This is a genomic window from Kitasatospora sp. NPDC058032, assembly GCF_042885845.1.
Classification (GTDB): domain Bacteria; phylum Actinomycetota; class Actinomycetes; order Streptomycetales; family Streptomycetaceae; genus Kitasatospora.
In genome coordinates this window covers 61,944-86,091 of the sequence record NZ_JBHVRK010000021.1, presented here as the reverse complement: position 1 = coordinate 86,091, position 24,148 = coordinate 61,944, and the positions used below count along the sequence as shown (strand labels likewise).

Sequence of the window (24,148 nt, the reverse complement as noted above, 5' to 3'; positions counted from 1 at the left end):
TCGGTGGTCGGTGGTCGGTGCCGTCGGGCCGGCGCCGCGGGGCGGCGTCAGCCGTTGGTCAGCGTCAGCTTGTGCTTGGTCGCCTTCTCGACCGCGTCCGGCGAGTACGACCAGGTCAACAGCTTGCCCTTGAGCCAGAGGTCGGTCTGGTCGTTGTAGTTCTCGTGGAAGGCGTGGCCCGAGGCGCCGCCGACGTTGATCCAGCGCGAGGCGTCGAGGTCGTTCAGGTCGATCACCATGCGCATCGACGGGATCCAGTCGACCTGGTACCCGGCGGCCGCGTTCCAGCCCGCCGCGTCGACCGCCGCCGAGCCGCCGGAGAGGCGGTACGGGCCGCGGTTGAGCAGCTTGTGGACGGCGCCCGAGGCGATCGAGGAGTCGTCCGAGCCGAGGGTGCGCTCGCGCAGCTCCAGCTTGTGCAGCCGGCCCCAGCTCCAGGTGGTGATGTCCTTGGTGAGCAGCGAGGTGAGCTCCTGGCGGGCGTTGGTCATCGCCTCGCGCAGCAGGTTGTCCAGGCCCTTCTGCTCCTTGTGCTGGGAGTCGATGTACGTCCACCAGCCGCTGTCGGGCTTCTCCAGCTGCTGCCGGACCACCTCGTTCCAGCGGTCGCCGCCGTCCGGCTGCGCCCGGCCCGGGTCACGGGTGCCGCACTCGGTGACGATCTTCGACTTGCTGTCCGGCTTGGTCGGGTCGGCCTGCTCGCGGACCAGCAGGCAGTTGTCCTTCGCCCGCAGGTCGGCCGGGAACTTCTGGCCGAAGGCCAGGGTGAGCAGCTGGCGCCAGACGCCGTTGTAGTAGGCGGCGGCGGCCGAGTCGGCGTCCTGGTGGTAGTTCCAGTCCTTCAGCAGGTCCTGGGCCTCGCGCACGTAGGGGTCGTCGATCTCGACCTTGAGCAGCATCGGGACCAGCGTCTTGGCCAGGATGCTGGTGTTGTCCAGCTGCATGTCCTGCATGTCGTCCGGCGAGATCTTGCCGTTGTTCTTGAGCTTGGCCTCGATCTGGTCGGTGATCTCCTTGGCCCGGGTGCCGTACTCCCAGTCGCTGGTCAGCCCGTACTTGTACGAGGGCTCGACGACGGCCTGGTTGGCGGTGACGATGTAGCCGCTGGCGGGGTTGAGGCTCCACGGCAGGGCGCTGAACGGGACCGGGTCCTTCTTCCACTGGTAGGCGGAGTCCCAGCCCGGCGCCGGGTAGCGGCCGTCGCCCTTGCCGCGCACCGGGATGTACCCGGGGGCCTGGTAGCCGATGTTCTTGGCGTCGGCGTAGATGAGGTTCTGGGCCGGGACGGCGAAGTCCGCGGCGGCCTTCTGGAAGTCGTCCCAGCCCTTCGCGCGGTCGAGCGAGAAGATCGCGTCCATGGTCTTGCCCGGGATCAGCGCGGTCCACTGCAGGGCGACGCCGTAGCCGCCGGTGCCGCGGTCCGGGGCGGAGTCGCCGTTGGGGGCGTACTTGCCGACGTTCTGCTGCTCGGTGCTCGGGTCGGAGATCAGCGGGGCGCCGGTCTTCGTGGTGCGCACGGTGATGGTGCGGTCCTCACCCCCGGCGACCTTGATGGTCTCCTTGCGGAGCTCGAACTTCTCCTCCTTGCCGTCCACCAGGTAGGTGTCCGGGCCGGTGACCTTCTCCAGGAAGAGGTCGGTGACGTCGGCGCCGAGGTTGGTGAGACCCCAGGCGATGTCCTTGTTGTGGCCGATGATCACACCGGGCATCCCGGCGAAGGTGAAGCCGGAGACGTCGTACTGGCAGGCCGGCGAGGCGGTCCGGCAGTGCAGGCCCATCTGGTACCAGACCGAGGGCAGGCCGGGACCGAGGTGCGGGTCGTTGGCCAGCAGCGGCTTGCCGGTGGTGGTGTGGCTGCCGGCGACCACCCAGGAGTTGGAGCCGATGCCCTGGCCGTTGCGGCCGAGCAGCTCGGGCAGCGCGTCGATCCGGTCGGTGACGTCCTTGAGCAGCGCCTTCGTGGCGGCGGCGCCCTGGGCGGTGCCGGTACCGGTGCCGCCGGTCGTACCGGTGCCGGTGCCGTTGCCCGCCGGGGTGGAGCCGTCGGCCGGCTTGTAGGCGGTGCCGTTGACCGTGCCGGTCTTCACGATCGTGCCGTTGCGGGCGTACGGGTAGTCCGGGTACAGCTCGTCGATCTTCTCCCGGCTGAAGTCCTGGGCGAGCAGCGAGCGGTCGATCTCCTCCTGGAGGTTGCCCGAGAGGTCCCAGGCCATCGCCTTGAGCCAGGACACCGAGTCGACCGGGGACCACTGCTCGGGCTTGTAGCCGCCGTTGACGACGCCGAGCAGGCCGTACTCCAGCGAGGCGGAGGAACCGCCCGGGTGCTCGGCGAGCCAGGCGTTGACGCCGTCCGCGTAGGCCTGGAGGTTCTTCTTGGTGTCCGCGCTCAGGACGGTGTCGAACTCCTTCTGCGCGACCTGGCGCCAGCCCATGGTGCGGATCATGGAGTCGGTCTCGACCTGGCTGTCGCCGAACATCTCGGAGAGCCGGCCCGCGGTGATGTGCCGCCGGACGTCCATCTCCCAGAAGCGGTCCTGGGCCTGGACGTAGCCCTGGGCGCGGAAGAGGTCCTCGGAGGTGTCGGCGTAGAGCTGCGGGATGCCGTTGGCGTCGCGCTTGACGTCGACCGGCGCGCTCAGGCCCGCCAGCTTGACGCTGCCGTCGACCTCCGGGAAGGACGCACGGACCGCGGCCACCCCCCGGTATCCGCCGTAGCCGGCGCCGGCCACCAGCAGCACGACCAGCACGATCACGATCAGACGGGCGCGCCGGAACTTCTTGGAGCGGGGCATCTGGGTCCTTGCGGTCCTCACTGGGGGGCGGGCGGACATGTCAGGAGCACGGAGCCGTGACAGAGGACCACATTAGGCCGCCCCGGCTGGCGGCCGTGCACGGGGGACGCTCACGGTGGGATCGGGGGAGGTCGGAAGCGGAGCCGGAGGCGGGGGGTGACGGAACCGTCGACAAGTGAACTTAAAGATATGGCAAAATGTTAGACTGAGTAACGATCCGCAAGGGGAGTAAGTCGGTGCCTTCCGCCGCCACCCCTGTCGGTACCGCGTCCGCCGCCCGCTGCCACGCCCGAGGTGCCCCTGCGTGAATGTCGACCACCTGAACCAGCTGCTCCTCGAGTTCTCCGTGATCCTGCTGGTCGCGGTGGTCGCCGTGCGGGTGTCCACGAAATCGGGCCTGCCCAGCCTGCTGATCTACCTCGGCATCGGCGTGGCACTCGGCCAGAACGGCCTGGGCATCTCGTTCAACAACGCCGAGCTCACCCAGGTGCTCGGCTACGCGGCACTGGTGGTGATCCTGGCCGAGGGCGGCCTCAAGACCAACTGGCGCGAGGCCAGACCGGTGATGCCGGCGGCCACGGTGCTGGCCACCGTCGGCGTGGGGATCAGCGTCGCCGTCACCGCGGCCGGCGCGCACTACCTGGTCGACCTGGACTGGCGGACCTCGCTGCTGCTCGGCGCGATCGTCTCCTCCACCGACGCCGCGGCCGTCTTCTCGGTGCTGCGGACGGTGCCGCTGCCCCGCCGGCTGACCGGCCTGCTGGAGGCCGAGTCCGGCTTCAACGACGCACCCGTGGTCATCCTGGTCGTCTCCTTCGCCACGGTCGGCGCGCACGACTCCTGGTACGTGCTGCTGGGCACGATCGCCGCCGAGCTGGCGGTCGGCCTGGCCATCGGCCTCGCGGTCGGCAAGCTGGGCGCGTTCGGCGTCAAGCGCGTCGCGCTGCCCTCCTCCGGCCTCTACCCGATCGCCGTCATGGCGCTCACCGTGCTCGCCTACGCCGGCGGCGCGCTGCTGCACGGCTCCGGCTTCCTCGCCGTCTACGTCAGCGCGGTGATCCTCGGCAACGCCAAACTGCCGCACGGGCCCGCCGTGCGCGGCTTCGCCGACGGCCTGGCCTGGATCGGGCAGATCGGCATGTTCGTGCTGCTCGGCCTGCTCTGCGCCCCCGAGTCGATGGGCTCGGCCGTGGTGCCCGCGCTGGTGATCGGCGCGGTGCTGGTCTTCCTCGCCCGGCCGCTCTCGGTGGTGCTGACCCTGACGCCGTTCGGGCTGCCGGCCCGCGAGCAGGCCCTGCTCAGCTGGGCCGGGCTGCGCGGCGCGGTGCCCATCGTGCTGGCCACCATCCCGCTGGTCTCCGGCGCGCCGCTGGCGCAGGACGTCTTCAACATCGTCTTCATCCTGGTCGTGGTCTTCACCCTGCTCCAGGGCCCGACCCTGCCCTGGGTCGCCAAGGCCCTGCGGATCGGCGAGGGCTCGATGGGCCAGGACCTCGACATCGAGTCCGCGCCGCTGGAGAAGCTGCACGGGCACCTGCTGTCGGTCGCGCTGGCGCCGGACTCGAAGATGTCCGGCGTGGAGGTCAGTGAGCTGCGGCTGCCGGCCGGGGCGGCGGTGACCCTGGTGGTGCGCGAGGGGAACAGCTTCGTGCCGGACCGGACGACCGTGCTGCGCGGCGGGGACGAGCTGCTGGTGGTGACCACCGACGAGGTCGGCGAGGCGGCCGAGCGGCGGCTGCGGGCCGTGGACAAGGGCGGCAAGCTGGCCGACTGGCTGAACGGGCGGGGCGGCTGAGCGGGCGGGGCGACTGAAGCTTCGATCTGGTGTTCGAGTGTTCACCCCGATGTCACGGGACAAGTTCGGGTCCGTCCGGTAAGGTCGGGGTGAGCGCGCGTCTACGCGCGTAAATTTCTTTGGTTGATACACCGAATCCCCAACATCTGTCTGAAGCAGAGTTGGCGCGACCGCTCGGCGGCCGCGGCCCGGCCCCGGCCCACCGCCGGACCGGCCCGGTATCTACCCCGGTCGACGCGCGAGAGGACGACTCTCGGCGCCGTCGGGGCCACCCCATGCCCTGCCGCGCTACCAGGCAGCAGGAAGGACCGACCGTGACGGCGCGCCGAACGGTCGAGGACGTCGAGGACGCCCAGCCCGCCCTGGCCACCGCTCCCGCGGAGACCACCGCCGCCGAGGCCGCGACCGCGGTCGCCGCGCCCGCCGCCGCGCCCGCCCGCGTGGGCTACGGGGCGCTGCTGCGCACGCCCGGCGCCTGGACCTTCCTGGCCCCCGCGTTCGTCGCGCGGCTGCCCTACGCGATGCTCAGCATGGGCATCCTGCTGCTGGTCAAGGACACCCACGGCTCGTACGGCACCGCCAGCACCGTCGCGGCGGTGGCCGCCGTCGCCCAGGCGCTGATCGGCCCGCAGACCGGCCGGCTCGCCGACCGGTACGGCCAGGCCGCGGTGCTCGTCCCGGCCGTCCTGGTGCACGCGGTCTCGGTCGGCGCACTGATCGCGCTCGCGCTGGGGCACGCGCCGGCCTGGAGCCTCTTCCTGGCCGCCGCCCCCGCCGGGGCGAGCGTCCCGCAGATCGGCGCCATGGTCCGCGCCCGCTGGATCGCCACCTTCTCCGCCGAGGGCGCCCCGGCCACCTCCGCCGCCAAGGTGAGCACCGCCTTCGCCTTCGAGTCGGTGACCGACGAGTTCACCTTCGTGATCGGCCCGATCCTGGCCGCCGCCGTCGCCACCTCGGTCAACCCCGCGACCGGGCTGGTCGCCGAGGCCGCGCTGACCCTGGTCGGCGGCCTGGCCTTCGCCGCCCAGCGGCGCACCGCGCCCGCCCGGGTGGTGCGCGAGCCGGGCGTCCGGCAGGCCTCCGCGCTCGCCTCGCCCGGCGTCCGGCTGCTGGCCGGGGCCTTCCTCGGCGTGGGCACCGTCTTCGGCGGTCTGCAGGTCTCGGTGAACGCCTTCGCCGACTCGGTCGGGCAGCACGGCGCCGCCGGCACCGTGTACGGCATCTTCGCCGGCGGCTCGATGGTGGCCGGCGTGCTGTACGGCGTGATCGCCTGGCGGCGCCCCGTCCAGCAGCGGATGATCATCAGCTACGGCCTGCTGGTGCTGGGCTGCTCGACCCTGTGGGCGATGCCCGGCCTGGTCGCGCTCTCGATCGCCGGGCTGGTCTGCGGCCTGGCCATCGCGCCCACCCTGATCAGCGGCTACACCCTGGTCGAGACGCTGGTCGAGGACGGCGCAAAGACCGAGGCCTTCACCTGGCTGACCGGCGCCATCGGCCTGGGCCTGGCGACCGGCGCGACGGCGGCCGGGCAGCTGATCGACGCGCACGGGCCCTCGATCGGCTTCCTGGTGCCGGTGGCCGGCGCCGGGCTGGGCCTGATCGCGCTGGTGACCTTGCGGGGGCTGCTGGTTCCGCGGGCCGCGCGCGGCCCGGTGGTCGCGGGCTCCGGGGATCGGGGCGCCCGCGGCCGGCTGGTGGGCGCGGCCGAGGGCTGAGCGGAACGGCCGGATCGGACCGGTGGCCCGACTCATCTCACATTCGAGTCGCTGGACTGATCCACCGGAATGCCGCATCATTGACCATCGTTAGCACTCATCAGGCGAGAGTGCCAGGAGGAAGACAAGTGCCCACGTACCAGTACCAGTGCACCGAGTGCGGCAACGGCCTGGAGGCGGTGCAGAAGTTCACCGACGAGCCGCTGACCACGTGCCCCGACTGCCAGGGGCGGCTCCGCAAGGTCTTCTCCGCGGTGGGCGTGGTCTTCAAGGGCTCCGGCTTCTACCGGACCGACAGCCGCTCGTCCTCCAGCAGCTCGGTGGGCGGGGCCTCGTCCTCGTCCTCCTCGTCGACGTCGGCCGCCTCGTCCTCGTCGGGCTCTTCGGGCTCGTCCTCGTCGAAGCCGTCGGCCCCCGCCGCGAGCCCCGCTCCGGCGGCCGGCTGAGCTTCGGCCGGGCACCGGCACCAGCTTTCCGGACGGCCCGCCGTTCCCGCTTCCAGGCGGGCGCGGCGGGCCGTCCGTCGTTTCCGGGGGCGGTCGGTTCACTCGTCGGAGTGAAGGTTCTTGTCCACAGCCCCGGGTTTTCCACAGCCCGGGAAAAGCCGCTTCCGGCGGCGGCGCGGGCGGCCCACAGTGGCGGTCAACGGAACCCGAAGCCGACCCCGGAGGTGCCCGTGCGCACCGGTTCGCCCGTCCTGTCCCCCCGTTCGCTGCCGATCCCGCCGTTGCCCGCGCCGAGCGTGCCGCCCCGGCAGCCGGTGCCGTCGTTCCCGCCGATCGGGGGCCGTGCGGGCCCGCGCTGCCGACTGCGGCAGCTGCTGCGCTACCGCGCCCCCGTCCCGGCCGTGCTGCTGTTCGCGGCGGCGGCCGTGCTCACCCTCGGCCCGGTCCTGGCGGGGCCGCCCACACCGGGAGCACCGCCCCCGGTGGGCCGAACGGGTTGTCCGGCGGAGGGGGGAGAAAGTCATCCGTGACCGTCGAACGGCTCCGTCGTTCACGCGGCATGAAAGGCTTCAAGGAATTCCTGCTGCGCGGAAACGTCGTCGAACTGGCCGTCGCCGTGGTCATCGGCGCGGCGTTCACCAACATCGTCAACACCTTCGTCAAGGGCGTGATCAACCCGATCGTCGGCGCGTTCGGAGCCAAGGACCTCGCGTCCTACAGCTCCTGCCTCAAGGGACCCTGCGAGCTGTCCGACACCGGCGAGGTCACGTCCGGGATCCTCATCCTCTGGGGCAGCGTGCTGAGCGCGGCCCTCCAGTTCCTGATCACCGCGGCCGTCGTCTACTTCTTCCTGATCCTGCCGATGACCAGGTTCACCGCCAAGCGCAAGACCCTGGCCGAGGTCCAGACCGAGGCCGAGGTCAAGGAGGTGGCACTGCTCACCGAGATCCGCGACGCCCTGGTCACCCGGGCCGGCTGAGGCCCGGCGGGGGCAGGGCCGTCAGTCGCCGTGGTGCGGCGGGCGCTGGCTCAGGTACCAGTCCAGTCCCCGCCCACCGCTCTCCCCCGCTCCCGGGCGGTCGCCCCAGCCCGTGTCGGTGTCGTCCCGGGACTGCCGCTCCAGCGGATCGCCGAAGACCAGCCGGGCCTTCGCCGCCGCCCGCTCGGCCGGCTTCTTCTCGGCAGACTTCCTCTCGGCCGCCTGCCCGTCGACCGCCTGCTCTTCCGCCACCTTCGCCTCCACAGCTCCCGATCCTCCCCCGCCGACGTTCCCGCCCGCCCTCACCAGCCCCGCCGTCACCAGCCTAGAACGCCACCGGCACGACGGCGGGCCCGGTGCGGACCGCTTCCGCACCGGGCCCGCCGGCCGTCGTCACCCCCAGGACACGCCCGGGGCCCACGCCCCCGCGTCACGCCGCCTCGAAGCCCGCGTGGTCGGCGATCTTCTTCAGCTCGGCCAGTGCGTGCTTCTCGATCTGGCGGATCCGCTCACGGGTCAGCCCGTGCTGCTTGCCCACCTCGGTCAGGGTGCGCTCGCGGCCGTCCTCCATGCCGTACCGCGACCGGATGATCGAGGCCGTCCGGTCGTCCAGCCGTCCGATCAGGCCGTCCAGCTCCTCACGGCGGAGCATGACCATCACGGCGTCCTCCGGGGACGTCGCCCCGGTGTCCTCGACCAGGTCGCCGAACTGGGTCTCGCCCTCGTCGTCCACCGACATGTTCAGGCTGACCGGGTCCCTCGCCCAGTCCAGCACGTCCTTGATCCGGGCCTCGGTGGTGTCCAGCTCGGCCGCGATCTCGGCGGGCTCGGCCTCCCGGCCCAGCTCCTTCGACTTCTCCCGCTGCACCCGGCGGATCCGGCCGAGTTCCTCGACCAGGTGGACGGGCAGCCGGATGGTGCGCGACTGGTCCGCGATCGACCGGGTGATCGCCTGACGGATCCACCAGGTCGCGTAGGTGGAGAACTTGAAGCCCTTGGCGTAGTCGAACTTCTCCACCGCGCGGACCAGGCCCGCGTTGCCCTCCTGGATCAGGTCGAGCAGCGGCAGGCCGCTGCGCGGGTAGCGCCGCGCCACCGCGACCACGAGGCGGAGGTTGGACCGGATGAAGACGTCCTTGGCGCGCTCGGCGTCCTCGGCTATCGCCTCCAGCTCCTCGCGCCGCACACCCTCGGGAAGCCCGCCCTCGTCCAGCAGGTGCTGGGCGTACACGCCGGCCTCGATCCGCAGGGAGAGCTCGACCTCCTCGGCGGCATCGAGCAGGGGCGTCCTGGCGATCTCGTCGAGGTACATGCCGACCAGGTCACGGTCGGCCTCAAGGTTGGTCGGGCGGGCCGCGCGAGTCCGGTCGGCCCTGTCGCGAACGACGGCACGGGTGGCCATGCTTGCTCCCTTTGCTGGTGTTGCCGCGGTCTGGCTGCCTGCCCGGAGAGGGCAAGAAGTGCGGGCCCCGCGGGCCTCACACGTAACGATCCAACGAACAGAATCCGGACAACATTCCCAAGTCGCTCAGACTTCTTCCGGCGATGCAGTATCCTGCTCGATTTCACCCGCGATGCGGACCGAGGGTGACGGACCGGCAACCGGATGTGTTTCTCCGGCCCCTCGGCGCACCCCCGCGCAAACCCTCCCTCCCCACAACCCCGCGGGCCGCGAGCGCGTTCCCGCGCGGGACGCACCCACACCCCGGCGCACGCAGGCCCTCCGCACAAAAGATGCCAAATCGCTATCGCCGCGGCGCACGATCGGCGTGGGCGGCTGGGAAGGTGTCAGCCATGCACCTGACCAACAGCTCGCCCTCCATCACCCCGCGTGATCGCCACCTGCTCCGGCACGCGGCACTCGCGGTCTGCTGCGCCGCGCTGTTCGCCGTCCTGGCGGCCCTGGTGCAGACCGGCTGGAGCCCGCTCTCCCGGCTCGACCGCGAACCGGTCGACCGCCTGCACCGCTTCGCGGCCGATCACACCGCGTGGACCGCCTCGGTCCAGCTGTTCTCCGACATCGGCGGAACGGTCACCATGCGCTCGGTGCTCGGCGCGGCCGCCCTGTGGCTCTGGCTGATCGGCGCCCGGACGCTGGGCGGCTGGGTCGCGGCCCAGACCCTGGCCGGCTGGGGCGGCCAGTGGGTGCTGAAGCTCTCCCTCGGCCGCCACCGCCCCACCTTCTCCGACCCGGTCGCGCACGCCGGCGGCCCGGCCCTCCCCTCCGGTCACGCGATGGCCTCGGCGATCGCCTGCGCCGTCCTGGTCGGCCTGCTCTGGCCCCGGGCGGGCCGGGCCGCGCGGATCACCGCCTGCTCGATCGCCGCGCTGACCGTCCTGGGGATCGGCGCCTCCCGGGTCTTCCTGGGCGTCCACTGGCCCAGCGACGTCCTGGGCGGCTGGCTGGCCGCCGGCATCGTCCTCGGCAGCGTCACCGTCCTCGTCGAACTCGCCCGCCCCGGTGCGCTGGCCCGCGACTTCCGCCGGGTGAACCGGCGCACCCGCCCCCGCGTCCAACGCGTGCTCGTCTCCCCCACCCACCGGCCCCGGACCTCCGCCGGCCGCACCCCGGATCCTTCCCCGGATCCCACGCCGGAGCCCAGCCCGGAGGACACCGCCGACCACCCGGACGGCCTGCTGCGCTGACACCCCCTCACCCCGGAAAACGCCGCGGGCCCCCTCGATCGCAACCGAGGGGGCCCGCATTCACGTCATCCGCCGTGACCGGCGCTGTGCCCCAGGCAGGATTCGAACCTGCGACACCGGCTTTAGGAGAGCCGTGCTCTATCCCCTGAGCTACTGAGGCGGGGACGACCGCAGACAGCCTAGCGGATCGGGGGCGCGGGGGTGGGCGGCACGGAGCGGGCGGGCGGAGCGGCCGACGGTGGGTCAGGTGGGACGGGGGCCGTCCGCCCGGCCGATCGGGGCGCGGTTAGCCTGGGGGGAACGGACCCTCGGACCGACGGGGTCCGGGGCCCCTCCGGCGGGGGAAGAGGACGGGAGCGGCAGATGGCGTCGGGTGACCGGTGGGACCGGGGCCCCGTCCTCCGTCTCGCACGGAAGACGGCCGGACCGTTCGTGTGGCTGGCCCCCGCGCTGGTCATGCTGACGGTGGGCGCCTACCGGCTGGGGACGCCGGCACTGTGGCGGGACGAGGTGGCGAGCTGGGTCTCGGCCACCCGGACGCTGGGCGACCTGCTGCGGATGCTGCAGCACGTGGACGCCAGCAACGGCGCCTACTACGTCCTGCTGCACTGCTGGACGACACTGTTCGGCGACTCCGAGATCTCGCTGCGGCTGCCCTCCGTCCTGGCGATGGCGGGCGCGGCCGCGTTCACCGCGCTGACCGCCGAGCGGCTGTTCGGCGGCCGGGTCGCGGGCGTCTGCGCCGGGCTGCTCTTCGCGATGGTCCCGCTGATCTCCCGGTACGCCCAGGAGGCCCGCTCGTACGCGCTGGTGACCTGTGCCGTCGCGGCGGCGAGCTGGTTCCTGCTGCGCGCCCTGGAACGGCCGACACTGGGCCGGTGGGCGCCGTACGACCTGGCGATGGCGGTGGCCGGCGCGGCGCACCTGGTCTCGCTGAGTGCCCTGGCCGGTCAGGCCGCGCTGGTCGCTCCGTACCTGTGGCGGACCCGTGGACCGGCGCGGCGGCGGCTGCTCGCGGGGCTCGTGCTGGTGCTCGCCGCCCTGGTGGCGGCGGTGCTGCCGGTGGCACTGCTGGGCCGCCGGCAGTCCGAGCGCCAGCTGGGCTGGCTCGGCCGACCGACCCTGGACCAGCTGTGGCACTTCGGCGAGCCGCTGTTCGGCTCGGCCCGGGTCTTCCACGTCTTCCTGGTGCTGGCGCTGCTGGCCCTGGCGCTGCCCGGGCGGCGCGGTCCGGCGCTGCGGCTGCTGCTGCTCGCGGTGCTGCCGGTGCTGGCGGTCTGGGCCTTCTCGTTCGGCCCGACCTCGTACTTCCTCGACCGGTACCTGCTGTTCACGGTGCCCGCCTGGGCCGCGCTGGCCGGCTGCGGGATAGGCGCGGGCTACGCGGCGGTGACCGCGGCGGCCCGGCCCGGCCGGACCCCGCCGGAGGTGCGGGCGGCCGGCCTGCTGCTCGCGGTCGGCGTGGTGGCGGTGGCCGGGGTGACGGCCCTGCCGAAGCAGTCCCTGGTGCGCTACGCGGGCTCGCACGCGCAGTCGAAGGAGCCGTACCGGGAGGTGGCCCGGCTGATCGCGGCCGGCTACCGGCCGGGCGACGGGCTGGCCGTGCCGCTCGGCGACCAGGCCTGGTCGATGGTCGGCCCGGGTGTCTCCTACTACCTACCGGCCGATGTCCGCCCGTACCCCCTGTTCGAGGCGACCGGGGCGGTCCGGGCCGAGGACCTCTTCCCGGTGCCGTGCCCGCACCCCGCCGAGTGCACCGGCACGGGCAGCCGCACCTGGCTGGTCGTGCTGGGCAACACCGCGGACCCGCTGGCCGCGGTGCCCGCCGACCAGGCGGACGCGCTGCGCGCCCGGTTCGGGACGCCGCAGCAGGTGACGCCGCTGGGCGGGATGACGCTGGCGCTGCTGGACGGTACCCGCACCGGGAGCTGAAGCCCCGCGTGCTCCGGCGGTCCGGGTGCGCGGGGCCCGGGGCGGGGCGACCATGGAGCACGGCGACCATGGTCGGGAGGACGGCGGTGAGCGAGCAGCCGAACGGGCAACCGGCGGGCCCGGGCGGCGGCGACGACCGGGACGAGCGGGACGAGCACGCCGCGCACGACGAGCGGCGGACCGCCCGGTGGCGGCACCGGTCGGCGGCCCTGGCCGGATCCGCCCGCGGACTGCCCGACCAGGTCCCGATGGTCGGCCGGGCGCTGCACCAGTTGCTCCGGGTCAACCTGCTGGACTCCGCGACCCGGCTGGCCGCCCAGGCGTTCCTGAGCGCGCTGCCCGCCCTGTTCGTGGTCGCGGTCTTCGCCCCGACGGCGATCCGCAACGGCGTGGTGCACTCGCTTCGCAAGGAACTGGGCCTGCAGGGCCAGGCGGCGCACTCGGTGCAGCAGATGCTCGGGAGCGGGCACGAGCAGGAGACCGGCTTCGGGATGGTCGGCGCGCTGGTGACCCTGCTGTCGGCGACGGCACTGAGCCGGGCGATGCAGCGGGTCTGCGAACGCTGCTGGGAGCTGCCCAGGTCAGGGACCAGGGTGGCGGCCTGGCGTTGGCTGGCCTGGCTGCTGGTCTGGCTGGTCTGCCTGGCGTTCCAGACCCCGGTGAAGGACGGCTTCGGCCTGGGCGCCTGGCTGGGCGTACCGCTGACCTTCCTGCTCGCGACGGCGCTGTGGTGGTGGACCCAGCACCTGCTGCTGGGCGCCCGGGTGCGCTGGCTGCCCCTCCTGCCGGGCGCGTTGCTCTGCGGCGTGGGGGTGGTGGGGATCGGGGTGGCCTCGCGGGTCTACCTGCCGGCCGCGATGAACCGCAGCATCGGCAACTTCGGCCCGTTCGGCGTGGTGTTCACCGGCCTGTCCTGGCTGATCGTGGTGTTCACCGGACTGACCCTGGCCATCGCGCTGGGCCGGGTGGTGGCCGAGGAGGAGGCGGTCGCCCGGCTGCTGGGCTCGCGCACCGCACCGGGGCAGTGGGGCGGCCCGCGCTTCTGAGGCGCGGGCCGCCCGGAGCGGTTCAGCGGGCGCGCCTCACAGCGCTCGGGTCAGCCGGGAGACGATGGACGGCGGGGCGAGGTCGGAGCGGAGCACGACCGGCACCTCCACCCGGTTGTCGCCCTCGCCCGCGCGCAGCACACCGACCTTGGTGCCGGCCGCCGCCTGGTGGCCGACCTTCAGCGGGTCCAGCACCAGGGTCCCGGTGACGCCGGGGAAGCCGGCCACCGTGAGGTCCTGGGCGGCGACCACCGGGACGGAGCCGCCGAGGCCGTCCTCGATCCGGCCGACCACATCGCCCTGCTTGGCCAGGGTCTGCCCGGTGAGCCCGTCCTGCGCGGCCTGGATCTGCTTGGCGCTGACGGTCTGCACCACCTTGAGGATGCTCGGCTCGGCGGTGGTCGCCGGCTGGCCCAGGGTGACACCGAGGATCAGCCGCCGCACGCCGGCGATCTCCTTGTAGGCGGCCCACATCAGACAGCCGCCGGCCGGGGTGCTGGAGCCGGTCTTGACGCCGATGATGCCGTTCTTCGGGGAGATCAGGGTGTTGGTGTTGGAGATCTTCTGGTTGTTGAAGGTGGTGTCCGGGGTGGAGACGATCTGCCGGAAGATCTCGTCCTGCATCACCTGTCCGGCCAGCTTCAGCTGGTCCTTGGCGGTGCTCTTGGTCTCCGGGTTGAAGCCCGCCGGGTCGGTGTAGGTGGTGTTGGCCATGCCGAGCCTGGCGGCGGCGTCGTTCATCTTCTTGACGAACGCCTCCTCCGACCCGGCGTCCCAGCGGGCCAGCAGCCGGGCGACGTTGTTGGCGGAGGGCAGCATCAGCAGCTCCAGCGCCTGGTACTGGCTGATCTGCTGGCCCTCGGTCAGGGTGACCCGGGACTCGTCGACGTTGCCGGACTCCTGGGCGGCCTGCTTGTCGACGGTGATCTTCGGACCGGCCTCGCCCTTCTTCAGCGGGTGTGCCTGGAGGACGAGGTAGGCGTTCATGACCTTGGTGACGCTGGCGATCGAGGCCGGCGTCTCCGGGCCGGAACTGCCCAGGCTGCCGATGCCGACCACCTCGGCGGCCGACTGCCCCTTGGCGGGCCAGGCCAGGTCGAGCGGGGCGCCGGGGAAGCCGAAGCCGTCGGCGGCGGTCATCCGCACCTTGCCGGCCGGCAGCGGGCGCAGCAGCTGGCCGGTGACCACGGCGCCGAGGACGACGGCGAGGAAGAGCGTCCAGATGGTGATCCGCTTGAGCGCGCGGCGCAGCGGCGAGACCGGCCGGCCGTTGAGCGCGGCCAGCACCTCCATCGCCTCGGAGGTGGATTCCGGGAAGGGCTGCGGCTCCGGCGCGGGCGCCGGCAGCGGCTCGGGGGTCGGCAGCGGGTCGGGCACGGGCAGCGGCTGCGGGGCCGGGGCGGGCTCCGGCTTCGGCTTCGGCGCGGGGGCGGGCACCGGCTCCGGGCCGGGGACCGGCTCGGGTTCGGGCAGCGGCTTCGGCTCCGGCTGCGGCTCGGGAACCGGCTCCGGGACGGGGACCGGCTCGGGCAGCGGGCCCGGAGCGGGCGGTGCCGGGACGGTGTCCGCGTCGGCGACGGCCGCGGAAGCGGCCTCGACGGCGGGGAGGCGCAGGACGCGGGTCCGTTCGGCGTTCTCCCGCTTCTCGAACTTCTCGGCGCGCGCGGGCGGCTCGGTCTCCGTCCCGGAGGTCCCGGAGGTCTCGGAGGTCTCGGAGGTCTCGGTGTCGACGTCGGAGGCATCGGACGCGTCGTCGACGGCGGCTTCGGCCTCGGCGGCCGGACGGCCCTCCCGACCGCCCGCCGGACCGGTCCGCATGGCGAGACGGGGGTCGGTGCCGGCCGGGCGTTCCGGCGCATCGGCCCCGGCCGCACCGGCCGGCTCGGCAGTGCCGCTCGCCGCGGCACCGGCGGGCTCGCGCAGCTCATCGGGCAGGCGCAGTGCGGTGGTCCTGTCGTCGGCGGGCAGCCGCAGGGAGGTGGTGGCCTGGTCGGCGGGCAGCCGCAGGGAGGTCGTCCGGATGTCCGCATCCCGGACGCGCAGCTGCACCGTGGGGCCCGGCCGGACCGCCGGCGCCGCCTTGTCGGCCTCGGCCGGGTCGGCCTCCCGGTCACCGTCCGAGTCCGATTCCGCGTCGGCGTCGGCGTCGGCGTCAGGGTCGGCGTCGACGGAGGAGCCGGCGGCGGGGGTGGGGGCGTCGGCGGCCTCGGCGGACGCTTCCGGCTGCTCGGGCTCCCCCGCCGCCGGGCCCGCCGCCGTCGCGGCCGTCTCCTCGGCCACCGCGTCGGAACCGGCCCGTTCGCCGGCCCGTTCGCCCTCCCGCTCCCGCACCCGCTCGCCGTCCCGCAGCACCCTGTCGGGGGACTCGCCCACGTAACCCAGCCTCCTCAACGCCCGGCGGGGCACCGGCAAGCCCGTATTTCGGGAAGCCGGCACCCCGCCCCGTGTACCTGTACAGTCTCCGCCACCGGCGCCCGAATCCGGTCGCCCACACCCCGCCCGACCGGCGCTTATTGCCGCGGCACGGCCGCGCTCCGGCCTGTTCAACGGTCAGACGCCGGGCCCGCCACGGCCGGTTCCCCCGCTCGATCGCAAGGTCACGATTCGGAGGCGTACTCGACAAGCCCGTGTGAGAGGCGTCACGCTGTTTCCCATCCACGCGGGGAGGCTTGGATGGGCAAGAGCCGCAGAACTGTTCCCGAGGAACTCTTGCTGCTCGCTTTGGACCCGACCACGGGCACCACTGCGCAGCCGCAGACCCTCGACCTCGGACTCGCCGGGGCCCAGCTCGTCGAGCTGTCCCTGGCCGGACGGATCATTCCGGAGGGCGACCGGATCGCCGTGGTGCTGCCACGGCCGACCGGCGACCCGACACTCGACCACGCGCTGGAACTGCTGCGACGACGCGGCAGCCCGGTCCGCGCGGCGCACTGGATCGGCGGGCCCCGACTGGGGCTGCGGCAGACCTATCTGGCGCACCTGGAGCGGTGCGGCATGGTCACCGCCGTGCCCGGTCAGGTGTGCGGGGTGCTGCCGACGACGCGCTACCAGGCGTCGGACGACTGCACCAACGCCGCGATCAAGCAACGGCTGGACACCGCGATCCGCACCGGCGTGCCGCCGGACCCACGGACGGCGGCGCTCGCCGCGCTGGCGCACTCGGTCGGGCTGGGCAAGCACCTCTACCCGGGCAACGAGGGCCGTTCCTCGCGATCCCGGCTGCGCGATCTGATCCGCTACGACCCGCTGGGCGGGATGGTCGCGCACGCCGTGATGGACGTGCAGAACGGCCTGCCGGGCCAGCAGAACCGTTCCGCCCAGGCCGGACCGGCCGCGGCGGGCTCGGGCGGCCGGGCCGGCCAGCGCCCGGCGGCCGGACGCGGCAGCGGCGGCGGACGGGTCGCGGCGTCCCGCGTCGGGGTCCGCTGACGCCTCCGCGCGCCTCCGCGATGCCTCCGTGGCCGCGGAATCGACCGGATCGCACGGCCCCACGGGACCGCGCGGTGCGACGGTGCCCCGCGGCGCCGGGGCCGGCCGCCGGACCCCCGGGGCCGTACCCGGAGCCGGACGCACCCCCGCCGCACCACCTGGCGCGCCGGCCATCGACCGGCGCGCGGAGCAGCGCACACCGCACCGCTCACGCCCTACGGCGGCGATGAGCAACCAGCAGCACCCGCCCCTCCGGCGTCCCCCCGGCCGGTCCGGCCCCCATCCGGACCCCATCCGGACCCGCCCCGGACCCGACCTGGACCCCCGGCCGCATACCGCCCCCGCACGTGCCACCAGCACCTGCGCGCCCCAGGGGCCGCACCCGCACCACGCCCGTCACGCCGTCGCACCACCACCGGACCGGACCCCGGCGCCCCTATCACTCGGGGGTACCCCTTGTCTCGCCGAAGCGCTTTTCCGATGATCTGTTCTACTGCGCTCCGGTCATTTCCCGGCGCCGACCTGATCCGGGGTGACATGCTGCTCACCGTCAGGGGGTTGATCCAGATTTCCACCGTGTTCCGAGGACTTCCGTTCCAACGATCACCAGAGGTCCGACCGGAGGCCGACGTGTCCGCGAACATCAATCCCACGGTGCGCCGCCGGCGCCTCGGCGCGGAACTGCGCAAGCTCCGGGACCAGGCCGGGATGACCGCCGAGGAGGTGGCCGGCCGGCTGATGGTCTCCCAGTCGAAGATCAGCCGCCTGGAGAACGGCCGCCGCAGCATCAGCCAGCGGGACGTCCGTGACCTCTGCGACGTCTACGACGTCACCGACGACGCGATGCGGGCCAGCCTGATGGAGATGGCCCGGGAGTCCCGGCAGCGCGGCTGGTGGCACGACTTCAACGACATGCCCACGCCCTACAGCGTGTACATCGGCCTGGAGGCCGAGGCCTCCTCGATCCGCGCCTACGAGTCCTCCTTCGTGCCCGGCCTGCTGCAGACCGAGCAGTACGCGCAGGCCGTGGTCGAGGGCACCCAGCCGGACACCGACGCGCTCGCCGTCCAGCGCCGGGTCCAGGTCCGGATGAAGCGCCAGGACCGGGTCAACGGCGAGAACCAGCTGGGCAGCCTGTGGACCGTGATAGACGAGGCGGTGCTGCGCCGGGAGGTCGGCAGCAAGGAGGTGATGGCCCACCAGCTGAAGCACATGCTGGAGCTGAGTCAGCGCCCCAACATCACCATCCAGGTCATCCCGTTCTCGCACGGCGCCCACCCCGGTATGACCGGGACATTCTCCCTGCTGGAGTTCCCCGAGTCAGCCGATTCCACAGTTGTCTACTTCGAAGGGGTGACGAGCGATCTCTACCTGGAGAAGGAGGCCGACGTGCGCCGCTATACCAGTCTCTACGACCACCTGCGGGCGGCCGCACTCGGGGTGGCCGAGACCCGGACACTGATAGCCGACATTGAAGAGGGATACCACGGATGAGCACCACCTTCGAGAACGGGACGAGCTGGCGCAAGAGCAGTCACAGCGGCGGCAACGGCGCCTGTGTGGAGATCCGCGTACCGGCCACCGACCTGGTGGCGGTCCGTGACTCCAAGGACCCACAGGGTCCTCAACTGCGGTTCTCCGCCGAAGCCTGGAACGCGTTCGCCGTCGACGCGGGCGCCGGGGTGTTCGGCGGGTTCTGATCCGCTCCGTACCGCTTCTCGGCCAGGTGCCCGTAGCGGTGTCCACCGCCCTCCCCGGGCGGCGGACACCGCTACGGGCATCTTCGCGTCCGGCAGGCATGACCTCGTCAAAGAGTCCCCCGCCGAGAACGTCCCCTCCGCCGGCGGGAAGGACTCAGCCGAGCACCGGGTAACGGGCCGCCCAGGCCGCGCCCTCCGGGGTGTCCGCGCTGTGCAGCTCGGGCCCGTGCATCAGCTCCAGGACGAAGTCGTCCGCCAGCTCCAGCAGCGCCCCGCGCCCCTCCAGCCCCGCCACCAGGCCCGGCGGCAGCGCCGTGTCACCGTGCAGCACGCCGAGCAGGTTGCCGCAGATCGCCCCCGTGGAGTCGCTGTCCCCGGAGTGGTTCACCGCCAGCAGCAGCCCGGACCGGACGTCGTGCGCGACCAGCGCGCAGTACACCCCGATCGCCAGCGCCTCCTCGGCGACCCAGCCCTCCCCCAGCGCCTCGACCCGCTCGGCGGACGGCTCCCCCGCCCGCACCGCGTCCAGCGCCGCCCGCAGCGCCGCCGTGGTCTCCTCGTGCGCCGACCGCTCGGAGAGCAGCGCGAGCGCCAGGTGCACCCCTTCCTCCAGGGTGCCGCCGCGGGCCGCGGTCTGGACGATCACCGCCAGCGCGCCGGCCGAGAGGTAGCCGGTGGGGTGGCCGTGGGTCAGCACCGAGCACTCCACCGCCAGCTGGAACACCAGGCCCGGCTCCCAGGTGGTCAGCAGCCCGAACGGCGCCGCCCGCATCACCGTGCCACAGCCCTTGGAGTGCGGGTTCTTCGGCACCTCCAGGGTGCCCAGCCGCTCGGCCTCCGGACCGGAGAGGCCGGACAGGCAGGCCTGGCCCGGCGCCCGCTGCGCGTACAGCCACTCCTCGCGGCCCAGCCAGCCGAGGTCGGCGCGCCGCTCGTCCGGGCCCCAGTCCCGCTGGGTGGCGGCCCAGCGCAGGTAGGCGCGGTGGACGTCGGTGGGCGGGTGCCAGCTGCCGGTGTCCCGGCGGATGTGCGCGCGGATCAGCCCGTCCAGGGTGAACAGCACCATCTGGGTGTCGTCGGTGACCGCGCCGAGCCGCCCGTACGCCGGGATGTACCCCGTGACGCCGAGCGGCCCGTGCGCGGCCCGGATCTTCTCCAGCGACTCGAACTCGACGCCCGCGCCGAGGGCGTCCCCGACCGCCCCGCCCAGCAGGCACCCCCGCACCCGGCTGCGGAAGTCCTGCTGCTGGGCGCGGGACCACAGTGGCATCACGACGGGCGCCTTTCGTCCGGGTTCGGGCGGGGTCGCGCGACGCACGGCCGGTCGCGCGCCCTCGCACTGTATTCGAATGCCCGAACGGGACGGCAGGGTTCCCGCTCCACCGGATCGCCACCGGATGTTCGGCCGGCCGACGGGCTCCCCGGGTTGGAACGCGCCCTTCCGGGTGGTGACGGCTCAGTCCACCAGCGGCAGCAGCTCCGGCAGGTGCCCGTCCGAGGCCAGCGCGGCGGCCAGCCGCTCGGCCGGCACCTCGCCGTAGGTGGTGGTGCGCTGCCGGTGCGGACGCCCGGCCGCCTCGGCGATCGCCCGCAGCTCCCGGACCGACTTGTAGCTCCCGTACGCCGACCCGGCCATCCGCGAGATGGTCTCCTCCATCAGCGTGCCGCCCAGGTCGTTGGCGCCCGAGCGGAGCATCTCGGCGGCCCCCTCGGCACCCAGCTTCACCCAGCTGGTCTGGATGTTGCGGATGTGCGGGTGGAGCAGCAGCCGGGCCATCGCGACCACCGCCCGGTTGTCCCGCGCGGTCGGGCCCGGCCGGGCGATCCCGGCCAGGTAGACCGGGGCGTTGGTGTGGATGAACGGCAGCGTCACGAACTCGGTGAAGCCACCGGTGCGCTGCTGGATCTCCGCCAGCAGCCGCAGGTGGCCGACCCAGTGCTTCGGGGTGTCCACGTGGCCGTACATCATCGTGGACGAGGAGCGGATGCCCAGCTCGTGCGCGGTGGTGACGACCTCCACCCAGGTCGCGGCCGGCAGCTTGCCCTTGGTGAGCACCCAGCGGACCTCGTCGTCGAGGATCTCGGCGGCGGTGCCCGGGATGGTGTCCAGCCCGGCCTCCTGGGCCCGCTGCAGCCAGTCCCGGATCGACAGCCCGGTCCGGGTGGCGCCGTTGACCACCTCCATCGGCGAGAAGGCGTGCACATGGATGCCGGGCACCCGCTCCTTCACCGCGCGCGCGATGTCGAAGTAGGCGGTACCGGGCAGGTCGGGGTGGATGCCGCCCTGCATGCAGACCTCGGTGGCGCCGACCTCCCAGGCCTGCGCGGCCCGGTCGGCGACCTGCTCCAGCGAGAGGCTGTAGGCGTCCGCGTCGGTGCGGCGCTGGGCGAAGGCGCAGAACCGGCAGCCGGTGTAGCAGACGTTGGTGAAGTTGATGTTCCGGGTGACGCAGTAGGTGACCTCGTCGCCGACCGCGTCGCGGCGCACCGCGTCGGCGATCCGGCAGAGCGCGTCCAGTGCCGGGCCGTCCGCCTGGAACAGCGCCAGCGCCTGCTCGTCGGTCAGCCGGACCGGGTCGTCCGCGGCCACCGCGAGGGCGGCCCGGACCTCGGCGTCCAGCCGCTCCGGCGCCCCGGCCGAGCCGCCGGGACCGCCCGGTGCCGAGGCGGCCGAGGCGGCGGCCTGCTCGCGCAGCACCTCCCAGTCGCCGTAGACGTCCTCGAAGTCGGCCCGCCGGTCGCCGGTCCGGCCCTCGGTGTCGATGGCGCTGTGCAGGTCGGTGCGCCCGTACGAGTCCGGCAGGTCCTCGGGCTCCTGCCAGGGGTGCCCGGTGACCACCGCGTCGGGCCGGGCCAGCCCGGTCCGCGGGTCGGCCAGCGCCCGGACGTGCGGCAGCACCCGCGGGTCCAGCCAGGGCTCGCCGCGCAGGACGTACTCGGGGTAGACGGCGAGGCGCTCGCGCAGCTCGAAGCCGGCCGCGGCCGAGCGCTCCGCCAGCCTGTCGATCTGCGGCCAGGGGCGCTCGGGGTTGACGTGGTCGGGGGTCAGCGGGGAGACGCCGCCCCAGTCGTCGATGCCGGCCGCGATCAGCCGCTCGTACTCGCCGTCCACCAGGTTCGGCGGCGCCTGCAGGCAGGCCGACGGGCCCATGATGTGCCGGGCCACCGCGACGGTGGCGACCAGCTCGTCCAGCTCCGCGTCCGGCATGCCGCGCATCGCGGTGTCCGGCTTGGCGCGGAAGTTCTGCAGGATCAGCTCCTGCACGCCGTGGTAGGCCCGGGAGACCCGGCGCAGCGCGAACAGCGACTCGGCGCGCTCCTCGTAGGTCTCGCCGATACCGATCAGCAGGCCGCTGGTGAACGGCACCGAGCTGCGGCCGGCGTCCTCCAGCACCCGCAGCCGGACGGCCGGCTCCTTGTCGGGCGAGCCGAAGTGCGGGCCGCCGGGCTCGCTCCACAGCCGGGTGGCGGTGGTCTCCAGCATCATGCCCATCGAGGCGGAGACCGGCTTGAGCCGCTGGAAGTCGGTCCAGCTCAGCACCCCGGGGTTGAGGTGCGGGAGCAGCCCGGTCTCCTCCAGGATGCGGATCGACATGGCGCGCACGTACGCGATGGTGTCGTCGTAGCCGTGCGCGTCCAGCCACTCGCGGGCCTCCGGCCAGCGGTCCTCGGGCTTGTCCCCGAGCGTGATGAGCGCTTCCTTGCAGCCGAGTTCCGCGCCCCGGCGGGCGACCTCCAGCACCTCGTCCGGGGACATGAACATTCCGTGTCCCTCCCGGCGCAGTTTGCCGGGGACGGTGACGAAGGTGCAGTAGTGGCACTTGTCCCGGCAGAGCCGGGTGAGCGGGATGAACACGCTCTTGGAGTAGGTGATGACGCCGGGCCGGCCGGCCGCGTCGAGGCCGGCGTCGCGGACCCGGGCGGCGCTCGCACAGAGGTCGCGCAGGTCATCGCCTCTGGCCCGGAGCAGTACCGCCGCCTCGGTCGCGTCCAGCGCGACGCCGTCCCGGGCCCGGCGCAGGGCGCGCCGCATCGCATTCGCGGTCGGGCTGTTGGTTGCGTCCATGCCGCGACCCTACGCCAGTTCACGTACGTTCCTCGTGCGTTCGGAGGACTCGACCCTGAGTCCCCCTCAGGGTCGGGTGCGCCGCGAGGTCGACCCGGAACCAACCCTGCAGGGCGATGACGCGAGCGCCCCGGGACCGTCTAATGGGTACCCAGGGAAAGTCGTTGACCGACGGAGGGGTTGGACGGATGACGGACGACAGGGCGACCGCGGGCGGCGGCCCGGCGGACGAATGGCAGGGCACGGCTCCCTACCGGTCGCGCCGGCGCACCCTGGTGCGGGTGGCCGTGCCGCTGGCGATCACGGCCGCGATCGCCGCCGGGGTGGGACTGGTGCCGGCGCTGGCGGACTCCTCGCCGCCGGAGCTGCCCGCGCTGACGGCGGAGCAGGTGGTGGCGAAGGTGCTCGGCTCGGAGGCGCAGACGCTCTCCGGCACGGTGTCGGTCTCGACCGACCTCGGTGTGCCGAGCCAGCTGCTGGGCGCGGCGGGCGGCGGGCTCGCGGCGGCCGGTGGCGGGGAGCGCGGCGGGGACAAGCCGTCGGGCGCCGCGCCCACCGCGAAGCTCACCGGCCTGCTCGGTGGTGACCACACGCTGCGGGTCGCGGTGGACGGGCCGGACCGGCAGCGGATCGGCCTGCTGGAGCAGCTCTCCGGCTACGAGCTGATCCGCAACGGCGACCAGGCCTGGGCCTGGGACAGCAGCACCAACGAGGCCGTGCACCTGACCGGGACCGGGCGGGACGCGGCGGACGGCCACCGGGGCAAGGCGCCGCTGACCGGCGTGCCGACCACCCCGCAGGAGGCGGCCCGGCAGTTCCTGACCGCGAGCGCACAGACCACCGCCGTCACCGTGGACGGCACCGCGACCGTGGCCGGGCAGAAGGCCTACCGGCTGAGCGTGAAGCCCACCGGGTCCGGCTCGACGATCGGCGAGGTGCGGATCGCGGTGGCCGCCGACAACGGGGTGCCGCTGTCGGTCGTGGTCAAGGGCACGGACGGCGGCACGGTGCTGGACGTGCACTTCACCCAGGTCTCGTTCGCCCGGCCGGACGCGAAGACCTTCGAGTTCACCCTGCCCAAGGGCGCCAAGGTGACGGAGCAGAAGGCGTCCGACGCGCCGCGCGCCGAGGCGGCCCCGGAGGAGGCCAAGGCCGCCGCCGAGGGCCTGAACGTGATCGGCGAGGGCTGGACGGCCGTGCTGTCCGCGAAGCTGCCCAGCGGCGACGTGTTCGTCCCGGCCGAGGGCAAGGGCCCGCGCGGCAAGGGCGGGCACGGTCCGGGCGGACGCCCCGGTGCCGGCGCGGGCACCACCCAGAACCCGCTGGCGCTGGTCAAGGCGCTGGGCAAGCCGGTCGCCGGCGGCTCGCTGATCAGCACCAAGGTGCTCAACGTCCTGGTCACCGACGACGGACGGGTCTTCGCGGGCGCGGTCACCCCGTCGGTGCTGCAGAGTGCGGCCGGGGTGAAGTAGTGACCCAGGCTCCCGTAACGGGGGACGTTACGGAGCCGGCCGGGGGGGCGGGGGGGCGGGGGGCGCCCCGCCCCCCGGGCCCCGGGCCCCCCCCCCCCCCCCCCCCCCAAGAACAGCACCCGGGGGGTAG

Annotated in this window: 17 protein-coding genes and 1 tRNA gene; 11 read left to right on the top strand and 7 right to left on the bottom strand. The window is 73.4% G+C overall.

What is annotated here, in order from left to right; genetic code table 11:
- Positions 1 to 47 precede the first annotated feature (47 nt).
- A complete protein-coding gene (locus tag ACFVUH_RS28365) occupies positions 48 to 2,792 on the bottom strand; it encodes a penicillin acylase family protein (protein ID WP_387916121.1) in 2,745 nt (914 codons plus the stop codon).
- A 304-nt stretch (positions 2,793 to 3,096) separates the two neighbouring features.
- On the opposite strand from ACFVUH_RS28365, the gene ACFVUH_RS28360 reads away from it, so the two are divergent.
- From ACFVUH_RS28360 to mscL, 4 genes are all read left to right on the top strand, one after another.
- Positions 3,097 to 4,587, top strand: a complete 1,491-nt coding sequence (locus ACFVUH_RS28360; RefSeq protein ID WP_355370318.1) for a potassium/proton antiporter — start codon at positions 3,097 to 3,099, stop codon at positions 4,585 to 4,587.
- A gap of 440 nt (positions 4,588 to 5,027) precedes the next feature.
- Complete coding sequence (locus tag ACFVUH_RS28355; protein ID WP_387916164.1) at positions 5,028 to 6,302, top strand: MFS transporter; 1,275 nt, start codon at positions 5,028 to 5,030, stop codon at positions 6,300 to 6,302.
- Between the two features lie 128 nt (positions 6,303 to 6,430).
- The gene (locus tag ACFVUH_RS28350) at positions 6,431 to 6,748 is read left to right on the top strand and encodes an FmdB family zinc ribbon protein (protein ID WP_387916118.1); all 318 of its coding nucleotides are present in this window, start codon (positions 6,431 to 6,433) and stop codon (positions 6,746 to 6,748) included.
- A gap of 559 nt (positions 6,749 to 7,307) precedes the next feature.
- Entirely contained in the window at positions 7,308 to 7,727 is a 420-nt protein-coding gene (gene mscL, locus ACFVUH_RS28345) for a large conductance mechanosensitive channel protein MscL (protein ID WP_387916163.1), read from the top strand.
- 21 nt (positions 7,728 to 7,748) lie between these two features.
- Here mscL and ACFVUH_RS28340 read toward each other — a convergent pair whose 3' ends face one another.
- Both ACFVUH_RS28340 and ACFVUH_RS28335 read right to left on the bottom strand, forming a co-directional pair.
- Positions 7,749 to 7,979 (bottom strand): hypothetical protein, encoded by a 231-nt coding sequence (locus tag ACFVUH_RS28340; protein WP_355370326.1) that lies wholly within the window; start codon positions 7,977 to 7,979, stop codon positions 7,749 to 7,751.
- Between the two features lie 178 nt (positions 7,980 to 8,157).
- Positions 8,158 to 9,129 (bottom strand): sigma-70 family RNA polymerase sigma factor, encoded by a 972-nt coding sequence (locus ACFVUH_RS28335; RefSeq protein WP_350553867.1) that lies wholly within the window; start codon positions 9,127 to 9,129, stop codon positions 8,158 to 8,160.
- Between the two features lie 392 nt (positions 9,130 to 9,521).
- Here ACFVUH_RS28335 and ACFVUH_RS28330 point away from each other — a divergent pair, with 392 nt between their 5' ends.
- Positions 9,522 to 10,373, top strand: coding sequence for a phosphatase PAP2 family protein (locus tag ACFVUH_RS28330; RefSeq protein WP_387916116.1), 852 nt, complete (start codon positions 9,522 to 9,524; stop codon positions 10,371 to 10,373).
- Between the two features lie 87 nt (positions 10,374 to 10,460).
- Here the strand turns inward: ACFVUH_RS28330 and ACFVUH_RS28325 are convergent.
- Positions 10,461 to 10,533: transfer RNA gene (locus ACFVUH_RS28325), tRNA-Arg, on the bottom strand.
- A gap of 272 nt (positions 10,534 to 10,805) precedes the next feature.
- On the opposite strand from ACFVUH_RS28325, the gene ACFVUH_RS28320 reads away from it, so the two are divergent.
- Positions 10,806 to 12,305, top strand: coding sequence for a glycosyltransferase family 39 protein (locus tag ACFVUH_RS28320; protein ID WP_387916114.1), 1,500 nt, complete (start codon positions 10,806 to 10,808; stop codon positions 12,303 to 12,305).
- Between the two features lie 86 nt (positions 12,306 to 12,391).
- Positions 12,392 to 13,351, top strand: a complete 960-nt coding sequence (locus tag ACFVUH_RS28315; RefSeq protein WP_387916112.1) for a YhjD/YihY/BrkB family envelope integrity protein — start codon at positions 12,392 to 12,394, stop codon at positions 13,349 to 13,351.
- Between the two features lie 36 nt (positions 13,352 to 13,387).
- Here the strand turns inward: ACFVUH_RS28315 and ACFVUH_RS28310 are convergent, their stop codons facing one another.
- Positions 13,388 to 15,724 carry a hypothetical protein gene (locus tag ACFVUH_RS28310; protein ID WP_387916110.1) on the bottom strand — a complete coding sequence of 779 codons (2,337 nt, stop codon included), beginning with the start codon at positions 15,722 to 15,724 and terminating at the stop codon, positions 13,388 to 13,390.
- 300 nt (positions 15,725 to 16,024) lie between these two features.
- Between ACFVUH_RS28310 and ACFVUH_RS28305 the strand changes: the two genes are divergently transcribed.
- From ACFVUH_RS28305 to ACFVUH_RS28295, 3 genes are all read left to right on the top strand, one after another.
- Positions 16,025 to 16,780 carry a GPP34 family phosphoprotein gene (locus tag ACFVUH_RS28305; RefSeq protein ID WP_355370339.1) on the top strand — a complete coding sequence of 252 codons (756 nt, stop codon included), beginning with the start codon at positions 16,025 to 16,027 and terminating at the stop codon, positions 16,778 to 16,780.
- Positions 16,781 to 17,410: 630 nt separating this feature from the next.
- Entirely contained in the window at positions 17,411 to 18,274 is an 864-nt protein-coding gene (locus ACFVUH_RS28300; RefSeq protein WP_355370342.1) for a helix-turn-helix transcriptional regulator, read from the top strand.
- A complete protein-coding gene (locus ACFVUH_RS28295; protein ID WP_355370345.1) occupies positions 18,271 to 18,480 on the top strand; it encodes a DUF397 domain-containing protein in 210 nt (69 codons plus the stop codon). Before ACFVUH_RS28300 ends, ACFVUH_RS28295 begins: the two co-directional genes overlap by 4 nt.
- Positions 18,481 to 18,634: 154 nt before the next feature.
- On the opposite strand, the gene ACFVUH_RS28290 is transcribed toward ACFVUH_RS28295, so the two are convergent.
- Entirely contained in the window at positions 18,635 to 19,750 is a 1,116-nt protein-coding gene (locus tag ACFVUH_RS28290; protein WP_387916107.1) for an ADP-ribosylglycohydrolase family protein, read from the bottom strand.
- A 186-nt stretch (positions 19,751 to 19,936) separates the two neighbouring features.
- Positions 19,937 to 22,546: a bifunctional FO biosynthesis protein CofGH gene (locus ACFVUH_RS28285; protein ID WP_355370350.1), complete on the bottom strand. Its 2,610-nt coding sequence runs from the start codon at positions 22,544 to 22,546 to the stop codon at positions 19,937 to 19,939.
- 188 nt (positions 22,547 to 22,734) lie between these two features.
- On the opposite strand from ACFVUH_RS28285, the gene ACFVUH_RS28280 reads away from it, so the two are divergent.
- Positions 22,735 to 24,018 carry an outer membrane lipoprotein carrier protein LolA gene (locus tag ACFVUH_RS28280; protein ID WP_387916106.1) on the top strand — a complete coding sequence of 428 codons (1,284 nt, stop codon included), beginning with the start codon at positions 22,735 to 22,737 and terminating at the stop codon, positions 24,016 to 24,018.
- Positions 24,019 to 24,148: the final 130 nt, after the last annotated feature.

Bases quoted from the DNA above. Each gene is read 5' to 3' on its own strand.
- ACFVUH_RS28365 (WP_387916121.1), bottom strand. From the start codon at position 2,792: ATGCCCCGCTCCAAGAAGTTCCGGCGCGCCCGTCTGATCGTGATCGTG.
- mscL (WP_387916163.1), top strand. From the start codon at position 7,308: ATGAAAGGCTTCAAGGAATTCCTGCTGCGCGGAAACGTCGTCGAACTG.
- ACFVUH_RS28335 (WP_350553867.1), bottom strand. From the start codon at position 9,129: ATGGCCACCCGTGCCGTCGTTCGCGACAGGGCCGACCGGACTCGCGCG.
- ACFVUH_RS28330 (WP_387916116.1), top strand. From the start codon at position 9,522: ATGCACCTGACCAACAGCTCGCCCTCCATCACCCCGCGTGATCGCCAC.
- ACFVUH_RS28305 (WP_355370339.1), top strand. From the start codon at position 16,025: ATGGGCAAGAGCCGCAGAACTGTTCCCGAGGAACTCTTGCTGCTCGCT.
- ACFVUH_RS28295 (WP_355370345.1), top strand. From the start codon at position 18,271: ATGAGCACCACCTTCGAGAACGGGACGAGCTGGCGCAAGAGCAGTCAC.
- ACFVUH_RS28290 (WP_387916107.1), bottom strand. From the start codon at position 19,750: ATGCCACTGTGGTCCCGCGCCCAGCAGCAGGACTTCCGCAGCCGGGTG.
- ACFVUH_RS28285 (WP_355370350.1), bottom strand. From the start codon at position 22,546: ATGGACGCAACCAACAGCCCGACCGCGAATGCGATGCGGCGCGCCCTG.
- ACFVUH_RS28280 (WP_387916106.1), top strand. From the start codon at position 22,735: ATGACGGACGACAGGGCGACCGCGGGCGGCGGCCCGGCGGACGAATGG.